Consider the following 19481-nt stretch of genomic DNA (forward strand, 5'->3'; position numbering starts at 1 on the left):
TGTTTAAACGAGGAAGTTGCCCAGCACCAGCAGCGAGACCGCGACGTTAATCGCCCCACCGATACGGGTGGCAATCTGCGCGAACGGCATCAGACTCATACGATTACCTGCGGTCAGAATCGCCACATCGCCGGTACCGCCCTGGCCGCTCTGGCAGCAGGAGACGATGGCGACATCAATCGGGTGCATGCCGATTTTTTTGCCCACAAAGAAGCCGGTGGCGACCAGCGCCGACACGGTGCTGACGATGACCAGCAGGTTGCTGAGGGTGAAGGCATTAACCAGTTCTTGCCACGGAGTGATAGCCACGCCAACGGCAAACAGAATCGGGTAGGTCACTGAGGTCTGGAAGAACTTGTAAACCACCTGCGAGCCTTCCAGCAGACGTGGGGAAGCGCCGTTGCACAGTTTCACCAGCACCGCCATAAACAGCATGCCAACCGGTGCAGGCAGACCAATGAGCTTGTGACCCAGCATCCCCAGCATGTACAGCAGTACAGCCAGCAGCGCGCCGGAAGCAATGGTGGTCACGTCGGTTTTGCCGGAGAACGCAGGCTGCGAAGATTGCGTATCCGCGTTGTCGCGGTTTGGCATCAGTTGACCTTCACCGGTGAGGTGCGGGAAGCGCTTACCAAGCTGGTTCAGGCAGCCGGAGATAATGATGGCGGTTAAACCACCGAGCATGACCATTGGCAGGACACGACCTAATGCCACACCCTGATCCATATGCAATATCGTGGCATAGCCAATGGATAGCGGAATCGCCCCTTCGCCCACCCCACCCGCCATAATCGGCAGAATGATAAAGAAGAAGATCTGGAACGGTTCAAGGCCCAGCGCCATACCGACGCCCATCCCAACAATCATGCCGACGATTTCGCCGCACAGCATCGGGAAGAAGATGCGCAGGAAACCCTGAATCAGCACGGTACGGTTCATGCTCATGATGCTGCCAACGATGATGCAGCAGATATACAAGTAGAGAATGTTGGTCGATTTGTAGAACTTGGTAGTCGACTCTACAACGACATCCGGCAGCAGGCCGTAATAGACCATCGCCGAAGGGATAAAGGTGGCGCAAATAGCCGCCGCCCCAAGTTTGCCAACAATCGGCAGGCGTTTACCGAATTCGCCACAGGCAAAACCAAAGAACGCCAGCGTCGCCACCATCACCACAATATCGCTCGGCAGCTTACCGCCCAGGCAATCGATGGCGATAAGGGCCCCTGCTAACACAAACAATGGCAGGGGAATAATACCGACTTTCCAGGTATCCATAATATGCCACCAGCGCTCTTTAAGTGCTGGTCGTTGAATTTCTATCGGTTCATGGGTAACAGAGAATGAATCATCAGTTGTGCTCATAATGAAGCCCTTTGGTTATTTTGTATTTTTAGCTTAAGGGCCAAAAGGCTTACTTTGTGTGAGTGAAAGCATATTAAAACCGAAGTTTTAATGGCGCCTATGGTTTTAATGGTTTCTTTTATTTAATGTGATTAATGCCTTATTTATAAGCGTGGTTTTTATGGTTTCTTTTCTAAATTGAACAAACAAATAACATTTATTAATTTAACCTTAATTGAACCTGTTTTTCAGAAAAATACCTTTCTACACCTTGCTGTGCAAGGGATCACAAGTTTCCGGCAAACCGGAAGCCCCAGAAGAAAAAGATGATATATTGCTAGCTTCCGTCGCTACCGTACGTGAGAGTAATGAAAGTATCATTTCAAATAAAACTATTTATTTCACTGGTCGTGTTTTTCTCAGTGCTGTTTGCATTGCTGGGTAGCTATTATTATATCGATGTTGGAAAACAGCTATATCAGGAGATGAGTGGACGGGCAAAAATACAGGCGGAAGAAATAGCCATCATCCCCAGTTTGCGCAAACAGGTAGCGGATAAGAACATCCCGGCGATCCATGATTTTATGCAGAAATTAGCCGCCCGCAGCGATGCTAGCTTTATCGTGATTGGCGATAATAAAGGCCTGCATCTGTACCATTCTGTATTTGACGATCGGGTTGGTAAGACGCTGGTTGGCGGCGATAACGCAGAGGTACTGCAAGGTAAAAGCACCACGACAATCCGCCAGGGAGGTCTGGGGATTTCGTTACGCAGCAAAGCGCCCATTTTCAATGACAGTGGGCAGGTGGTGGGTATTGTCTCGGTCGGCTATCTCACCAGCTATCTCGACACCATTACCGTCAGCAAAGTGGTCAATATCCTGATTGCCGCGGTGCTCTTGTTGATTGCATTGTTTGTCTTCTCCTGGTTTTTCACCCGCAGCATCAAAAAACAGATTTTCTCACTCGAGCCCCGTGAGATAGGCCTACTGGTGCGTCAGCAAAAAGCGATGATGGAGTCTATTTACGAAGGGGTTATCGCCATTGACGATAACCTGCGCATTGAGGTGATAAACCAGGCGGCAAGGACGCTGCTTGGCCTCACCCTGCCGGCACGCGAGCTGCGCGGTCAATTGATTGACGAGGTCATTGCACCGGTGCCTTTTTTCTCCCGCGAAACCATGCTGCGGCAGGATACCCACGATGAGATCTGTCATTTTAACGATCTGACGGTGATCGCCAGCCGGGTGCGGATCATGCTGGAAGATTCCCTGCAAGGCTGGGTTATCACCTTCCGCGATCGCAACGAGATCGACTCGCTCAGCGCCCAGCTAAGCCAGGTCAAACGCTACGCCGACAACCTGCGCATCATGCGCCACGAGCAGCTAAACCGGATGACGACGCTTTCGGGTTTACTGCACATGGGGCGCTATGATGAGGCGATTCGCTATATCCAGGCGCAGTCCGAGCATGCGCAAGAGCTGCTGGACTTTATCTCCTCACGCTTTAGCTCGCCGACGCTGTGCGGCCTGCTACTGGGGAAAGCCGCCCGCGCCCGCGAGAAAGGCGTGGCGCTGCGCTTCGACCCCGGCTGCTCGATGAGAGAAGCGTTTACGCCGCTGGCGGAATCCGAGGTGATTTCCATTATCGGCAACCTGATCGATAACGCTATCGAGGCCACCCAGCGCGCGCCGCAACCCCACGAACCGGTGGAAGTTTTGATCCTGCTTAATGAAAGAGAGCTGATCATTGAAGTGGCCGATCAGGGGATTGGTATAAAACCGGAGATCCGTGAACGGATATTCGAACGCGGCGTGACCACTAAAACCCAGGGCGATCATGGCATCGGGCTGTATTTGATCGAAAGTTACGTTACACAGGCTGGCGGTCTGATAGAAGTGGCCGATAACACCCCCCATGGCACCATTTTCTCGCTGTTTATTCCCGCAACGGGAGACGCCCGGTGTACCTCACAGGAACTGGAAGATACCGACTATGCAACATGAACTTATTGATGTACTCATCGTGGAAGATGAGAACGAACTGGCTGAGCTACACGCGGAGCTTATCAGCAAGCACCCGCGTCTGCGGCTGGTAGGCATTGCCGCTTCACTGGCTGACGCGCAGGTACAGCTGGAAAGTAAACGGCCGCAGCTCATGCTGTTGGACAACTACTTGCCCGACGGTAAGGGTATTACGCTTATCAGTAACCCCATGTTGCTCCGCGCCAACTGCTCGGTCATTTTTATCACCGCAGCGAGCGATATGGACACCTGTAGCCAGGCCATTCGCAACGGCGCGTTTGATTACATCCTCAAACCGGTGTCGTGGAAACGTCTTAGCCAGTCCCTGGAACGCTTCGTGCAGTTCGCCGAGCAGCAGCGAGTATGGAAAATTGTCGACCAGCAGAACGTCGACTCACTCTATCAACTGCAGGCAAAAAACTATCGTCAGGACAACGGTAGCAAAGGAATTGAAGAAAACACGCTGGCACGGGTACAGAAGCTGTTTAACGATAAGGTTGAGCACTGCTTTTCCGTAGATGAAGTGGTCAGCGAAACCGGGCTCAGTAAGACCACCACCCGACGCTATCTGGAACATTGCGTTGAAGTCGGTTTTCTTAGCGTCGAGATGCTGTACGGAAAGATTGGCCACCCACGGCGGATGTACCGCCGCAGCGACGCGTGATCCCCCCATCCTTGCGGGATGAGGGGAAACCGCAAACTACTTCAGCACATAGCCGAACAGCCGCATAATGCCGTCGGCATCTTTCTCGCTATACACTCCTTGAAGCTCCGGCGAGAAGCCGGGCAGCAGGTTGACGCCCTCTTCCAGCGCCAGGAAGTAACGCTGCACCGCGCCGCCCCACACTTCTCCCGGCACCACGCACAGCACGCCCGGCGGATATGGCAGCGCCCCTTCGGCGGCGATACGCCCTTCTGAATCGCTGATACGCACCAGCTCAACGTTGCCACGAATAAACTCACTGTTGGCGTCCTGCGGGTTCATCGCCACCGCCGGCAGGCTCTCTTTGCGGAACATCGCTTTTTGCAGATCTTTGACGTCAAAGCTGACGTACAGATCGTGCATCTCCTGGCATAGTTCACGCAGGGTGTAGTCGCGATAGCGCCCCGGATATTTGTGATAGATGGTCGGTAGCACATCCGCCAACGGCGTATCGTCTTCAATGTGCTGTTCAAACTGCGCGAGCATCGCCACTAGCTGCGCCAGCTTCTCCGACGTTTCAGCCGGGGTAAGCAGGAAGAGGATCGAGTTCAGATCGCACTTCTCCGGCACGATGCCGTTCTCACGCAGATAATGGGCCAGAATGGTCGCTGGAATACCGAATTCGGTATAGCGCCCGGTTTGGGCGTCGATCCCCGGCGTGGTCAGCAGCAGTTTGCACGGATCAACAAAGTATTGATCCTGCGCGTAGCCGTCAAAGCCGTGCCAATGCGCGCCCGGCGCGAAGCTGAAGAAACGCCGCTCGCTGGCGATAGTCTGGGTGGGATGATCCTGCCACGGGCGTCCGTCAACGATCGGCGGAATAAACGGCTGGATCATTTTACAATTCGCCACGATTGCCTTACGCGCTTCGATCCCCAATGCCACGCATTCGGCCCATAGACGGCGGCCGCTCTCGCCTTCATGAATTTTGGCGTTGATATCCAGCGCCGCAAACAGCGGATAAAACGGGCTGGTTGAGGCATGCAGCATAAAGGCATTGTTCAGGCGCTTATGTGGGCAAAAACGCGCCTGACCGCGGATATGATTATCTTTTTTGTGGATCTGCGACGTCTGCGAGAATCCAGCCTGCTGCTTGTGCACCGACTGGGTAACAAAAATGCCCGGATCGTTTTCATTCAGGTCCAGCAGCAGCGGCGAGGTATCCGCCATCATGTCGATAAACTGCTCGTAGCCTACCCATGCGGAGTCAAACAGGATGTAGTCACACAGATGGCCGATTTTATCCACCACCTGACGCGCGTTGTAGATAGTGCCGTCGTAGGTACCCAACTGAATAATCGCCAGCCGGAACGGGCGTGGCGCATCGGCTTTTTGCGGCGCGACTTCGCGGATGAGTTCGCGCAGATAGGCATCATCAAAACAGTGCTCATCAATCCCGCCGATAAAGCCGAACGGGTTACGCGCGGCCTCCAGATAGACCGGCGTCGCGCCGGCCTGAATCAGTGCACCGTGGTGGTTGGATTTGTGATTGTTGCGGTCGAACAGCACCAGATCGCCACGGGTCAGCAGTGCGTTAGTCACCACTTTATTCGCCGCCGAAGTGCCGTTTAACACAAAATAGGTTTTGTCCGCATTGAACACCCTGGCCGCAAACTTCTGCGCGTGCTTGGCCGAACCTTCGTGGATAAGCAGATCGCCCAGTTTGACGTCAGCGTTACACATGTCGGCACGAAAGACGTTCTCACCGAAAAACTCGTAGAACTGGCGGCCCGCCGGGTGTTTTTTAAAGAACGCACCGTGCTGATGCCCAGGGCAGGCAAAGGTGCTGTTGCCCATCTCAACATACTGGCTCAGGGTGTTAAAGAACGGCGGCAGGAGCTTCTCTTCGTAGCGGCAGGCCGCCGCTTCCAGCTCAAGCCATTCCTGTTCTTTACCACTTATTACTGCATCAACACCTTCCGGGGTATCGATACTGTCTGCCGTCAGCACAAACACCGGCAGATGAAAACCGGTACGTTTGAGTAATGCCAGAATGCCGCTGTGGCTGTCAGCCACCGTAATGACGACTGCTGCCACATCGGTAAAGTCGGTACTATCCAGCGCCACCACGCTGCGGTGGGAGGATAGACGAGAGACCAGTTCACGACTGGCGGCAATGTTCATTGATTTCATAAGCGCAACGACCCGTTGAGGGTGAGTAAAGGCCCCGAGCAAAGCGCCTGGCTTTGCCCCACGATGCGTCTGGGTGCAGTTGGATTACAGCTCCGACCGCCAGACATCAGTAAAAGCAGACGTGGTCTAATCTTACTGTTGTCCTGCAGTGAGCGTACGTTGCCGTCACCGCATGATGAGCGGGGAGTACGACGCAGAGAAATGGGAGAGCCTTCGCAAGGCTGCGAAGCGGCATTGGCGTTGTAATGGCAAGGATGTCATTGCAGGCTGCCCCCTATCAGGAAAGGAGAAATTTCGCGCAATCATTGCACCTTTCGCCAGAGGGCGCAAGACGAAATCTTTATGCATTCACATCAAGGAAAAATCACCACTGAACCGATTAATCGGTCCATAATAATGCAGAATTCAGAGATAAATATTAGGAGTGAATGTGGTTATTGGACCTTTTATCAATGCCAGCGCAGTGCTGGTTGGCGGGCTTCTCGGCGCGTTGCTTAGCCAGCGTTTGCCAGAACGCATCCGCGTTTCCATGACCTCAATTTTTGGCCTGGCATCGCTGGGGATTGGCCTGCTGTTGGTTATCAAATGCGCCAATATGCCGGTGATGGTGCTGGCCACCCTGGTCGGCGCGCTGATTGGCGAGTTTTGCTACCTGGAAAGAGGCATTAACAACGCCGTATCCCGGGTGCAAAAACGGATGCTCAAACCCGGCCAAAGCAGTCAGCACGAGAATTTTATTCAGAGCTTTGTCGCCATCATCGTGCTGTTTTGCGCCAGCGGCACCGGGATTTTTGGTTCAATGCATGAAGGCATGACCGGCGATCCCACCATTCTGATTGCCAAGTCGTTTCTCGATTTCTTTACCGCGATGATTTTCGCCTGCTCGTTGGGTTTTGCCGTCTGCGCCATCAGCGTGCCCATGTTAATCATCCAGCTGTCTCTGGCCTTCTGCGCCTTTTTGATTCTGCCGCTCACTACCCCAGAGATGATGGCCGATTTTACCGCCGTCGGAGGCCTACTGCTGTTAGCTACCGGCCTGCGCATCTGCGGTATCAAGATGTTTGCGGTGGTCAATATGCTGCCCGCCCTGCTGCTGGCGATGCCTATTTCCGCCGCCTGGACGGCATTTTTTGCCTGAAAAGTCGTGCTAACTGCGTGAAGTGGTGATAGATTGTGCAACTCGCCGCAAATTTTATAAATTTCGTTGACGAGTCGAGGCGATTACGGTTTAATGCGCCCCGTTGCCCGGATAGCTCAGTCGGTAGAGCAGGGGATTGAAAATCCCCGTGTCCTTGGTTCGATTCCGAGTCCGGGCACCACTATTTTAGTTTTGGGACGTTCCTATACGTCCGGGAACATAGAAAAATCAGTAAGTTGATGAAAATCTGGAGTACCGCAAGGTACTGCCAGATTTTTTGACATCCGTAGTTTTTGGGGGCTTAATTGGGGGCCTGCCGGTTTGATAAACTACGGAGCCCCCACAATGCCTCTGACTGATACCGCCACCCGCCACGCCAAACCTCTCGACAAACCTTACAAACTCAGCGACACGCAAGGTTTATACCTGCTGATTAAACCCAACGGTTCCAAACTCTGGCACCTTAAGTACCGCTTTGGCGGAAAAGAGAAAAAGCTGGCGTTTGGCGCTTACCCGACTGTCTCGCTGGCAACGGCCCGTAAACTGCGCCAGGAAGCCCGTACAATACTGAGCACAGGTGCCGATCCCGGTGTAAAGAAACAGCAGGACAAGCAGGCGAGAAAAAACGGCATTACCTTCGAGACCGTCTCCCGTCAGTGGGTAGCCGCGAACATTCGCTGGAGTGAAGCACACGCCACCAGAGTCCTGAGGTCACTGGAGTTGCACATTTTCCCGCTCATCGGCAATGCCCTTGTAACTAACCTGAAAACTGCCGATCTGCTTATTCCGCTACGGATAGCGGAGAAAAAAGGTTGCCTGGAAACAGCAGCACGAATACAGCAACGTACCACGGTCATCATGCGTTATGCCGTACAGGAAGGATTGATTACAAGCAACCCGGCCAATGACCTCTGCGGCGCTATCACCCCGCCACCAAAAAACCATTACCCTGCCCTGCCGCTGGAAAAATTACCTGAACTACTGGAAAGAATAGAAAGCTATTCAGGCAGACTGCTAACAAAGCTGGCGGTACAGCTTAATTTGCTGATTTTTATTCGCTCCAGTGAATTACGTTTTGCCCGCTGGCCGGAGATCGACCTGGATAATGCGATGTGGACACTTCCTGCAAATCGGGAACCCATCACCGGTGTGCGTTACTCAGAACGCGGTGCAAAAATGAAAACGCCGCATCTGGTACCGCTGTCAAAACAGGCGGTAACGGTACTGAAGCAGCTAAAACTGTTATCCGGCAACGGGGATTTACTCTTCCCCGGCGATCACGATGCCCGTAAGCCAATGAGTGAGAACACCATCAACAAGGCACTGCGCACGATGGGTTACGACACACAGGTGGACATCTGCGGACATGGCTTCCGTACGATAGCGTGTAGCGCGTTGATTGAATCAGGTCGCTGGTCAAAAGATGCTGTGGAGCGGCAGATGAGCCATCAGGAGCGTAATCACGTTCGTGCCGCCTATATTCATAAAGCAGAACACCTCGACGAACGAACTCAAATGATGCAATGGTGGTCGGATTATCTTGATGCCTGCCAGCATCAATTTATCCCGGCTTATCGCTTTGAGAAGTCGATTAAGGTTGCCTGAGCCAGACTAGTGCACCAGGGAATAAGCCGCTACTGAACAAACAAAGGGCTGAGGTGGAGTGCACCAGAGCTAGCACTGATAAAACAGCGGGATTTTTCTCCATCGTCATTACCTGTGTTTCAGGGACAATCGATATGACAGGCTGCGCTTGTATGGCTTTTTAATGGATGCGAACAGCAGAAATTAAAAAGTGGCGTGAGGTGAGTAAATTCCATTTCGAAGAAATGGCTAATTTGCGTCGCCCGAATCCACCTGCGAGCGTTCACCCCGGGGGGAACCGAGCAGGCCGGGGGGAGCCGAATAAATTTTGCCGCCCCAGCGAGCAAAAAGACGCGCCCACGCGTCGGTTTATTTGGGGGGCTTGCCCCGCACACCGTCGCCGCTAAGTCTCCGGCCAGAAGCCGGTAGCGTTGCGCGACCAACCCCTTTAAAGCAGCGTTCCCGTTTTTTGGAGCCTGCGAGAAAAAACAGGCGAAACGCGCGTCTTAAAGGGGTTGGTCGCGCGTAGCGCGTGACGGTGTGCCGCTTTTGACCCAGGGGGTTTTGGCGCGGCGTCCAGACGCGACATTACCCCTGCGAGACTGGAAATAAGGGCGTCCAGCCCGCATTGACAGGCGTTCAGGATGTTGTGCCGGGAAGCACAGCTTTACGGCACTTTGCCGCAACGCGAGCTGGCTGTCGCCCCATGACATCGCCCAACACCGTGGGGCGAACTGACTGGGCGATACCATGGGGCGGATGACAAAGGAGGCTCAGTGATCTTAAATACACGGCTTATTTACTTAACTTAAGTAACAGTTTTCCTGATCAACTATCGATTTGTAGGTCCAAACCAAGATGCGCTGAAAGCTTTTCTTTTTCTTCTTGAGTAAGAGAATTTATTTTTACTGCGGTATTTATCACCTTGGATGTAAGATTTTGTAGGTCTTGTTCACCAATTTCATCATATTGACTTGCTAATGCTGATAATACGAGTTTTAAAGCCATGCGACGGTGCATTCCTGACAAATGTCTGAACAGCGCAATCAGTAAGGATATATCTTCTTCAGCATCCAGTTTTGAATGCGGCTCATTTCCCTCACCAAGTAACCATGAAGCTCGAACTCCTAATGCTTTCGATAATTTCATCAATTGAGCAATACTTGGTGATGACTCATTTTTTAGATAAGCCCTTATAGCACCTTCAGAAAGTTCAGATTTACGAGCTAAAGAACTTTTTGTATCACCAGAAAGTTTCATAGCTATTGATAACCTTACTCCGAAGGAGTCCTCAATATCACCTGCTAGATCCTGAGTATTTTTCTTCGTCATAGCCATTACCAACAACCCTTTGTTTTTTATAGGCTTAGGTGATTGAGCATCATTAAATCGCAAAATAATGCGATTTAATGGTTGAAAACGCACTATTTTGCGATACACTCAATTGTATAAAATGCAGACGTTTAGTATCTGCAAATCCAAATTCTGAGGATCTCATAAACAGGGCTGAAATGTCACGCATGCGCTCGCCCTGAAAAAACTCAGCAGGTAAAGCTGCCCATCCAGTTCTCCATCAATGTGCAGATCTGGATAGGGATTCATCCCGGTTGGGCTTGCTATGCAGGAAGCCGCTCGAACCAAAATCCCCGGCGGGATACAGGCCTTTTTACTCCCCTCGCCAACTGGTGACCGCTGATCGTGGTCACCAGTTGGCTCCGCGCAAAGGCTGAAAAGACAGGGCTCGACACACTACACCCTTACAGGGTGGGGATAACTGTTGCCTGAAACTAAGCAGGACCACCGCACGAGGAGGTATAAGAACCCACACATAACCTGACTGACAGTACTACCCGATTTCGTCTCTGGCCTTTATTTCGTATACGGGCAACGGCTTCGCTCACGCGTTATTCAGGCAGGACACCAAAACTAACGCATTAACGGATAGAAAAGGATGCCCTGGAAATGAAAATTAAGAATCTACGATGGTACATTATTGTCCTGGTTATGATGGGCACCATCACTAACTACCTGTCCCGTAATACCCTCGGTATCGCTGCTCCGACCATGCTGAAGGACATCGGCTTCACCGAACAGCAGTACGCCTGGATCACCGCCGCCTTTAATCTTGCCTACCCGGTGGGCGGGGTCTGTGCCGGCTATATCATGGACCGGTTCGGCGTACGCTGGGTCTTCGCCATGATGGCCATCCTCTGGTCCGTGTTTAACGCGCTGACCGGTTTCTTCAGCTCCTGGATACCCATGATGATACTCCGGATGGGCATTGGCCTCACCGAGTCCACCTTCAATCCTGCCGGAATGAAAGTCTCTGCCCAGTGGTTCCCGCCTCGGGAGCGCGGCCTGGCCTGTGGGATCTACAGCATCGGCACCTCAGCCGGGGCCATGCTCGCTCCGCCCGTGGTCGCCTGGTCCATCATCCATTACAACTGGCGCATCGCCTTCGTCGTGGCAAGTGTCTTCGGGATTGTCTGGTCCGTGCTCTGGCTTATTGCCTACCGCCCCCCGGAAAAGCATGCCCTCATGACAGAAGAAGAGCTCGCTCTGATTGGCCGCGAAGCGACACACGCCAGGATCACGCGCCGCGTCTCGCTGAAATCGCTGTTGCCCCGGCGTAACCTCTGGGCCATCTCCCTGCCCCGCCTGTTTGCGGACCCCACCTGGGCCGCGCTGGGCTTCTGGATGCCCCTCTATCTGGTCACCGTCCGCCATCTGGATCTGAAACAAATTGCCCTCTTCGCCTGGCTGCCGTTCCTCACCGCCGACGCAGGTTGCCTCTTTGCTGGCCTGTTTGCCCAATGGCTTAACCGGCGCGGGATCACCCTCATCAACGCCAAACGCATCACCTTCACCCTGGCCGCCTGCCTGATGATGCTTATCCCGCTGCTCAACTTTGTCACCACCACCGGGATGGCCATCACCCTCTTCTGCGTCGCCGGGTTCGCCCACCAGTGTGCCTCCATCACGGTGATCAGCATGTCGGCTGAATTCTTCAGCGAGGACGAGGTCGGCACCGTCACCGGCTTTGCCGGGCTGGTCGGCGGCGTGGGGGGATTTATCGGGACGCTGCTGATCGGGGTCGCCGTGGCCAGTATCGGCTATAGCCTGGTCTTCGACGTGCTGGGCTTCCTTGACCTTATCGGGGCCGTCCTGCTCTGGACCCTGCTCAGCATTCCCCGCTCCGATCCCCTCCGTGACACTGTCCTTAACCCGGGTCTCTGACCCCACCAGGAGAAAGCATCATGAAACAGTTCAGTCCGTCCGATATCCAGCGCCTGAGACAGGCCAGCCTCGACGATCCGCGCATCCTTAACAAAATACGCAAGGACAATGAGGTCGTGCTTAACCACCCCGTTCTGGTCCCCGAAACAGGATGTGCCAGCTGGGAGCTCTTCTACTACTGCCCGAAACATGGCGTCCCGCTTATCTGGGACCGGCTCTCGCCGGAGGCCTACCACTGCCCGGTCGATAACGAAGTTCTGACGGGGGAACCGTACCGGGGCGCCTGGTGGCGAAAACTCAACGATCTGAACGCCCGGGCCTGTTATGAACTGGGTATCGCCTGGATGCTGACCGGGGAGAAGCTCTATTTCACGATAGTACGGGATATTCTCATGGCGTACGCGCGCTACTACCCCGGCTATGCCGAGCACGGCGGGATCCCCTATAACGGCCCCGGAAAAATGAATGCACAGACGCTCTGTGAAGCCCTGTGTCTGTCCGGGTTTGTGAAGGGCTACGATCTCATTTATGACGCACTGGCCCCGGCTGAACGAACCACCATCGAGCGTGATTTACTCCGGGCCTGCGCTGAATTTCTCATCAGCAAACGCTGGAAGCAACTGCATAACCATGAAGTGCGGATCAACAGTGCGCTGGCCATGACCGGTGCGGTGCTGGATGACCCCCGCTACCTGCAGACCGGCGTCAATGCCGTCTGGGGTCTGCACGACCAGCTCAGGTGCGGGGTCCTCAAAGGCGGCCTGTGGTTTGAAGGGTCCCTGCACTATCACCATTATGCCCTGCAGGGCTTCTTCGAATTTGAGCGCATGGTCCGCTATGCCCACCAGGACTACAGCCTGATGAGCCAGCCGTACTACAGGAAAATGCTCGACCTGCCCATTAAGCTGCTGATGCCGGACGACACCGAGCCCACATTCAATGACTGCATCCCGATGAAAGATACAGTGACCTATCCTGACCTTTACGAGTTTGCCTACGCCTGCTACGGCGAAGACAACTATGCGCGCATGCTCTCCATCATCTATGACAAGGAGCCCCGGACCAGCCTGGGTGCCTTCCTGTACGGCGATCCGCGGCTGCGCATCACGGAGCCGGTCCGGGAGACGGGCAATTATCACGACCCGGATAACGGCATCACCATTTTCCGCAATCCCGATCAGGGCCGGGCTGTGGTCGTCAAGCACACCCCCTACGGGGGCGAGCACGATCACTACGATAAGCCCGGGCTCATTATTTACGACCAGAACGTGGCCATTCTTCCTGACATGGGCACCACCGGATACGGGGCTCCGATGCACTACAGCTACTACAAAAACACGCTCACCCATAACGTCCTGTGCGCAGAAGAGTCCAACCAGCCGCCCGCCAGTCCACAGACACTGAGCTTTACAGAGACGGAAAAGTACGCCGAGGTGACGGTCGAGGTAGACTGGCGTGAGCCCCCTGCCGAGGTACCCTGCCTGACCCGCGTGGAGTGGAACACCCACGCCTACCGGGACATCGTTTATCGCCGGAAGGTGATTGTGTATGAACACATGGTGGTGGATATCACCCGCGTGACCAACCCCCACCGCCGTCAGCTGGATAACATTCTGCACATTGACGGCGAACGGCTGATAACCACCGGAAGCTACCGGCCCCTGCGTGATTATGACGAAAGCGATCCCCTGTTTTATTTCAGTGAGTGCTTCGTCAGCCCGATGAGCCGGACAGTCACGGTGCCGTTCCGCACCCTGATGGGGAAAAAAATCCAGATCCACTGCGCCTGCAGTGACCCGAAGGCAGAACTCCACCAGTTGCAGGGCCCGGCAAACCCGCCCCTGACGTCACTGAGCTACCTGAAAACCCGCTCACGGGCACCGGCGTTCATCAGCGTTCACGTCATTGACCTGCACGCGGAAGAGGACCTGATGCGTAACGTGGTTATCTCGCTGCGGCAAAACACCGTGACTATCACCTCGGATTTACAGCGGGAGATCATCACCCACCCTATCTGATGCCTTATATCGGCGACTGTGCCTGACGATACGCTATCTTCCATGGTCAGGCCGTTCGAACACGGAGCGGCTGAATTCAGGAGAACCAGCCCTCAGGGCTGGTTTTTTGATTACCAGGGCCGGAGAGAAAAGAGAAATCGCATCAGCCAGCTATCCCTGCCCTGACATTTAAAATAGATAAAGCTCCGTTACCACTGCTGAAATCCATTACTAACATTACGGTGTATTAATCAACGTGGAACAGGTCATGTCCGCTGCGTGCTGTGGGTTCAATGGGTCGATGCAACGCTACCGCGCCGGTGGCTTGCTCAACCCTCCACATACCCGATAAGAATTCCCGGATATGCTCAGGGTTATCAGTAAACACCGCAGAGTAGTCACTCCCTACCCCGTCTAAACCGCCACCGCCGCAATATTGATAGCGGCATTGATATCCCTGTGATGTCCGGAGCCGCAGCAGGGGCACGTCCATGTTCGCATGGCCAGTGTCAGGTCAGTATGGATTTCACCACAAGAACTGAAGCGTTTACAGCTGGGTTCCCATCTGCCAATATTCAGTAGTCTTACCTCACGCTAGGCACATTGGTATCCCAGTTGCCGGAAAAACTCACCGAGACCGGTTAAGCCCGCGCTTGGTGCTACAACCGTTGGGTAGGAACATGCCCCCCGTTTCAGGAATGGCCATCATGCCACGAACTTGCCGCAGGCCAGTATGGTCGGCCGCTTAAACGGCCTAATACTCAATCAAATTAGTTAGTACCCGAGTCTTTTAAGTTCGAGCGATAGTCGCTGGAGGCTTCTATCAAGATTCTCATGATTTTCTTTCAGTTCCTTTTTCATTAGCCCAATGTGATGAGTTAGATCAGCGTTATCTGCTGAGCGGGTTACAGGAAAGTCATCACTCGAAGACAATCTGCCATTTTTGCTGTAGTCCATTGTAATGCAAATAAGTGTTGCCAGGTCGATTACCCGGTGAAGGGGGAGTTCCTCTGACTGACGTGACCATTTTTCTCCCGTGTTTCGCCAAACTTTGGCTGAAAGCTCTGTCCAACCCGGACCGTTCCACTGAGCTATACCAACTGATAGACCCATGGCATCAGTATCATCAGCATATGGGCCGTCAATGCGGTCATAATTTTCAACTTGAAAAATAGGTTTGTGTTTTAAATGCGCCGGGATTTTCATGTAAACCTCTTTCTATGATTAGATGATTAACAAAATATATGAATTACATAATTAGTAAATTTAGTAAATGAAACAATTTATGTATATATAACTATATCAATGCATTGAAGGTTAGTTTTGCAAGAATGAAGAAATAGAAACTTGTGAACAGCTTTGGCCTGAGCAGCTCACACAGATATTTTTTGGTGACTTAAAAAGGTGGATGAAAAGGCTGTTTCTCGGTCATAGCCGCAAAGAGTACTACCGCGTCGGTGGCTTGCTCAACCCTTCACATTCCAGGCAAAAATTCCTGGCTACGTTCAGGATTAACAGTAAACCCGCTGCGTCCCTCCCCATTGTCGGCTTCTATTTCCACTTTATCCGGTCAATATCCTCTCTGTTGTTCATCTGGCTTAGGCCGGGTGCTGCAATGCGCTAAAAACTCATAGCCTGCCCGATAGAGTCAAATGGCCTACATCTGACGAATTTAGAGATGTCTTCTGATTTCCAGCAGTTATGCCTACGTACTTTATGGCGAATTCCCTCTTCTTAAATCTTGTTTAGTGCCCTGCTTCCAGTACTTTCTTTATGCATAATGCAATCCTTATCTGAACAGCTAAACTGTATTTTTTAGCTAAGGATTAGCTTTTTCCTGTTTCTTAGCTGTACAGATAAACTATAATTCTTGGCTAAGAAAAATACATTTTATTGAGGGGCCGTACGCAATGATTTATTCAGAAAACAAGCTCCTACAGGATGTGGCGTTGACCCTTGAACGTGTCCTTGAAGCCAGGATTAAAAAACGGAGTGGCCTGTTGGACGACGACGGTATTGATTGTGTGCTGGAGGTCAGAGGTATTCAGGGTTACTGGATCATACCCTTAGAGGTAAAAAAACAGGCTTACCCAAGGGATATCAGGCAAGCAATCTGGAAAATTCAGGAGTTCTGCCAGAAAAACGCCAATGAGCCTGATATTGTACCGATTTTTGTCGCTGAGCTGGTCAGTGAGGGCGCAAGAGAAATGCTCAAAGAGCATGGTATTGGATATTATGAGATGGGTGGCACTCTCTTTATCAAGCATAACCAGTCAATTATCGATATACAAAAACCACGCAAAAGAGCAGCGAAGCGCGGTGGTGGTGATCTGTTCACTGGTGCGAGGGAAATGGTCGTTCATGCATTACTTCAGTCACAGGGGAAATGGTTCTCAGGTGAAGAACTCAGTTATCACTCTGGAACTTCGGCATATACGGTTTCTGGCGTTTTAAAAGAGCTGGAAATGAGAGAATGGTTGGAGAAAACCAGTGAGGGCGGTCGTTCACAGCGACGCAGACTGAGCAATCCCGGCGCTTTACTTGACGCCTGGTCTGAGGCATTCAGGCAACGGGAAAATCATGCAATCTACGGGTATCTGTTTGCGACGGATGCAGTGGATTGCGTTAGGAGAATTGAACGCAGGATTAGTCACGAAGGTAGTGACATCAATTGGGCGCTGACAGGTGCCCTGCCGGCAAATCAAGTCACGCCATTACTCACGGGCGTAAATGTGGCAGAAATTATCGTCTCTCCCGGAAGGACGGAGCAACTTATGCATCTGACGGGAATTCAACGCGCGGAAAAGGGCTACAACATTGTTGTACATGAATGCGCCCCCGCTGCCTTGCAATTTATAAATTTTGAAAACAACATCCCCGTCGCCAGTAACTACATTCAGTATCTGTCTCTGCTGGACGGTAAAGGAAGAAACGCTGAACTTGCTGAGCAGTTTCGCCGGGAAATTCTGGAGATATAACAATGGTAGTGCACACCAAACCGAAAGACAGATCCGGGTATTCAGCCGTTAACACGGAAATGTGTGAGCGGGTGTTAGTCACTTTATTGACTACCTTCGGCACCATGAAAGGCTCGCTTCGCCTGATAGGCGGTCTTGTCCCGCGCTATTTGACTCCCGCGCAGGAACCTCTTGTTCCTGAACATTTTGGTACATCTGATGTGGATATCGTGCTTAACCTGCAAGTAATCGCTGAAGGGGAGAACTATGCCTCTCTGCACGATCAGTTGGTTGAAAGAGGCTTCAGAAAACACTCTGATACAAACGCATGGCGATGGGAGTTCCCCATTCCTGGTGGTTCTCCTGTATTGGTGGAGTTTTTACAGGGAAACAATGCTGGCGGAAAACCTGGCAAAGAAGTTCCGATAGATGGCGAGGCGGTCTCTGCTCTCGTGATCCCCTTTGCTGAAATGTCATATGATTGGTACGCCGAGAAAAAAATTGCTGCGTTGCTCTTTGGGGATAAAGGCCAGGGGGACGCAGGGATTGTTTTTGAAACCATAAGGTTTGCGGATGAAGTTGTGTTTATCCTGCTGAAAGCGATTTCGTTTCAAAATCGCAACGAACCCAAGGATGCAGCCGATTTGATCCATGTGATGCGTTACGCTGGAGCACCTGAAGACATTGCAGATAAATTCCTTGACCACATCAAAACTGGAAAACATCAGACAGCGATTGAGACGGGACTGAATGCATTGCAGATATGCTTTGCGGAAGGTAATGACAACGTTGAAGGCTACCTGCTGACGGGCCCTGTGCGCTATGGGCAGTTCCTACATGGTACTGATGCAAGTTTGGAAGATGAGAGAGTGCGGGATCAGCGCTTCGCAGCCGGACTAGTAACGGAAGTTTTGCGCTTAATTGAAGAGGGCCGCAATTAAACTCAGTAATGTAGAATGCTTGATCTGTCTGGACTGCCCACACGCCCGTAGACATATTCTGTCCTCACGACGAGGCCTGTTCGAAGGCCTCCGGACTGACGCCGTCGAGGTGGCTGTGGCGCCGGGACCGGTTATAGAAGACTTCAATGTAATCGAAGATATCCGCCCGGGCCAGATCCCTGGTTTTATATATGCGTTTTCTGATCCGTTCTTTTTTCAGCGAACTGAAGAACGATTCGGCCACCGCATTGACGCTCCTATGTCAAGAGTGGGCGATTGGCGTAGGCGAGGTCCGATAAAATCAATGGATAGAGTTCACGGACAATGTAGCGTTATAGGCATCTCAGGATCTCTTTGGTCGACAAACCTTCACCAGTCCGCCTGTCGACATAGATTCTTGTGCGCGGATCACTACGCATACGCACAAGGGCTATTGTCCACAGGGCGTTGTTTGCTTCACGTGAGCCGCCACGATTTAATCTGTGTCTGACTGTTTTTCCTGATGATGCTGGTAAAGGATTTACGCCGCAGAGAGATGCCAGAGCCGCTTCATTTTTTAAACGTTCGGGGTTATCACCTGCAACAGCCAGCAGCGTTGCCGCCGTCTGTGATCCTACTCCAAACTGGCGACGAAGGTTACTGGCATATTTGCGGGTCAGTTTATCCAGTGAATCGTCCAGTTCATTTAGCTCTTCAGTCAGGGCCATCCATCGCTTCGCAAGACTTCGAAGCGTGCTGCACAGGGCTACCCGTACATGCAAAGGTTGTCTGAGCACGAAGGCTTAAGAAGTCATAGAAAAAACGGTCATAAACCGTTCAAACTGAGGACGCTTGTCTCAAATCATCATGAATGAGAACGCGCTATGTCGATGGCACTGAATGCATTAAATGATTCAGAAATAGGTAAACTCCGACTCCACTGGCTCTTTCAGTACAGAACCAGCATCTGTTCCCAGGAGTAACAGACATACCGTCCGAAGACGCCACCTCTCAGGCTTCGATGGCATTGGCACGTGATCACCCGAAGGCGCTTCTCTCAGATCACTCGGTACAGACTGGTACCTGAAGCATTGGCAGTTGTCCCATGGACAAAGGTGTTACACAGGGATAGTGGATCAACGTTTATGATGAGATCAAGAATTACCTTACATTAACGGTAGTCCTTTTCGCTGACTGACAATTGCTGATAATATGACTAAAAAGTGAGATAGGGATGAGCCCATAAATGGAAAATAAAGCAGACCACGCTCTTTCATTGATGATAAAGTTTTGCCTGTTTGAAGAAGATTGTTTTCCTGTTCTGAAGAACCATTTTGGCAATGACTGCTAGGTGATGCTGCCAACTTACTGATTTAGTGTATGATGGTGTTTTTGAGGTGCTCCAGTGGCTTCTGTTTCTATCAGCTGTCCCTCCTGTTCAGCT

At 52.2% G+C, this 19481-nt stretch carries 13 protein-coding genes, 1 tRNA gene and 2 pseudogenes; 9 read left to right on the forward strand and 7 right to left on the reverse strand.

The annotated features are described in order from the left end of the window. Positions 1-3: 3 nt before the first annotated feature. Complete coding sequence (locus ABOC97_RS11885; protein WP_349597718.1) at positions 4-1365, reverse strand: 2-hydroxycarboxylate transporter family protein; 1362 nt, start codon at positions 1363-1365, stop codon at positions 4-6. A 347-nt stretch (positions 1366-1712) separates the two neighbouring features. Between ABOC97_RS11885 and ABOC97_RS11890 the strand changes: the two genes are divergently transcribed. Then, the gene (locus ABOC97_RS11890) at positions 1713-3350 is read left to right on the forward strand and encodes a sensor histidine kinase (protein WP_349597721.1); all 1638 of its coding nucleotides are present in this window, start codon (positions 1713-1715) and stop codon (positions 3348-3350) included. Further along, positions 3340-4032, forward strand: coding sequence for a response regulator (locus ABOC97_RS11895; RefSeq protein WP_349597724.1), 693 nt, complete (start codon positions 3340-3342; stop codon positions 4030-4032). The genes ABOC97_RS11890 and ABOC97_RS11895 overlap by 11 nt, the downstream gene beginning before the upstream one ends. 36 nt (positions 4033-4068) lie before the next feature. On the opposite strand, the gene ABOC97_RS11900 is transcribed toward ABOC97_RS11895, so the two are convergent. After that, positions 4069-6204, reverse strand: coding sequence for an ornithine decarboxylase (locus tag ABOC97_RS11900; RefSeq protein ID WP_349597727.1), 2136 nt, complete (start codon positions 6202-6204; stop codon positions 4069-4071). A 430-nt stretch (positions 6205-6634) separates the two neighbouring features. On the opposite strand from ABOC97_RS11900, the gene ABOC97_RS11905 reads away from it, so the two are divergent. The 3 genes from ABOC97_RS11905 to ABOC97_RS11915 all read left to right on the forward strand — a co-directional run bounded on the left by ABOC97_RS11905 (position 6635) and on the right by ABOC97_RS11915 (position 8947). Beyond that, positions 6635-7342 carry a DUF554 domain-containing protein gene (locus ABOC97_RS11905; RefSeq protein ID WP_349597730.1) on the forward strand — a complete coding sequence of 236 codons (708 nt, stop codon included), beginning with the start codon at positions 6635-6637 and terminating at the stop codon, positions 7340-7342. Between the two features lie 105 nt (positions 7343-7447). Further along, positions 7448-7523 (forward strand) — tRNA-Phe (locus ABOC97_RS11910). Between the two features lie 164 nt (positions 7524-7687). Then, positions 7688-8947 carry a tyrosine-type recombinase/integrase gene (locus tag ABOC97_RS11915; RefSeq protein ID WP_349597733.1) on the forward strand — a complete coding sequence of 420 codons (1260 nt, stop codon included), beginning with the start codon at positions 7688-7690 and terminating at the stop codon, positions 8945-8947. An 807-nt stretch (positions 8948-9754) separates the two neighbouring features. On the opposite strand, the gene ABOC97_RS11920 is transcribed toward ABOC97_RS11915, so the two are convergent. Continuing rightward, positions 9755-10264 carry a helix-turn-helix domain-containing protein gene (locus ABOC97_RS11920; RefSeq protein WP_349597735.1) on the reverse strand — a complete coding sequence of 170 codons (510 nt, stop codon included), beginning with the start codon at positions 10262-10264 and terminating at the stop codon, positions 9755-9757. Positions 10265-10888: 624 nt separating this feature from the next. Here ABOC97_RS11920 and ABOC97_RS11925 point away from each other — a divergent pair. Continuing rightward, positions 10889-12163, forward strand: coding sequence for an MFS transporter (locus tag ABOC97_RS11925; protein ID WP_349597738.1), 1275 nt, complete (start codon positions 10889-10891; stop codon positions 12161-12163). A 20-nt stretch (positions 12164-12183) separates the two neighbouring features. Next, on the forward strand, positions 12184-14181 hold the full coding sequence (locus ABOC97_RS11930; RefSeq protein WP_349597741.1) for a heparinase II/III domain-containing protein: 1998 nt from the start codon (positions 12184-12186) through the stop codon (positions 14179-14181). Between the two features lie 393 nt (positions 14182-14574). Here ABOC97_RS11930 and ABOC97_RS11935 read toward each other — a convergent pair whose 3' ends face one another. Together ABOC97_RS11935 and ABOC97_RS11940 are read right to left on the reverse strand one after the other, a co-directional pair. Beyond that, entirely contained in the window at positions 14575-14739 is a 165-nt protein-coding gene (locus tag ABOC97_RS11935) for a zinc ribbon domain-containing protein (protein WP_349597765.1), read from the reverse strand. 195 nt (positions 14740-14934) lie between these two features. Then, complete coding sequence (locus ABOC97_RS11940; protein ID WP_194512193.1) at positions 14935-15366, reverse strand: DUF6530 family protein; 432 nt, start codon at positions 15364-15366, stop codon at positions 14935-14937. Between the two features lie 704 nt (positions 15367-16070). On the opposite strand from ABOC97_RS11940, the gene ABOC97_RS11945 reads away from it, so the two are divergent. Both ABOC97_RS11945 and ABOC97_RS11950 read left to right on the forward strand, forming a co-directional pair. Next, positions 16071-17138: a hypothetical protein gene (locus tag ABOC97_RS11945; protein WP_349597744.1), complete on the forward strand. Its 1068-nt coding sequence runs from the start codon at positions 16071-16073 to the stop codon at positions 17136-17138. Positions 17139-17140: 2 nt separating this feature from the next. Continuing rightward, complete coding sequence (locus tag ABOC97_RS11950) at positions 17141-18058, forward strand: hypothetical protein (RefSeq protein ID WP_349597747.1); 918 nt, start codon at positions 17141-17143, stop codon at positions 18056-18058. 64 nt (positions 18059-18122) lie between these two features. Here the strand turns inward: ABOC97_RS11950 and ABOC97_RS11955 are convergent. After that, a pseudogene (locus ABOC97_RS11955) lies at positions 18123-18308 on the reverse strand (IS3 family transposase); the annotation flags it as partial. 7 nt (positions 18309-18315) lie between these two features. Further along, a pseudogene (locus ABOC97_RS11960) lies at positions 18316-18813 on the reverse strand (transposase); the annotation flags it as partial. Between the last annotated feature and the right edge of the window lie 668 nt (positions 18814-19481).

This window comes from Kluyvera huaxiensis (genome assembly GCF_040149365.1).
Taxonomy (GTDB): domain Bacteria; phylum Pseudomonadota; class Gammaproteobacteria; order Enterobacterales; family Enterobacteriaceae; genus Kluyvera; species Kluyvera intermedia_A.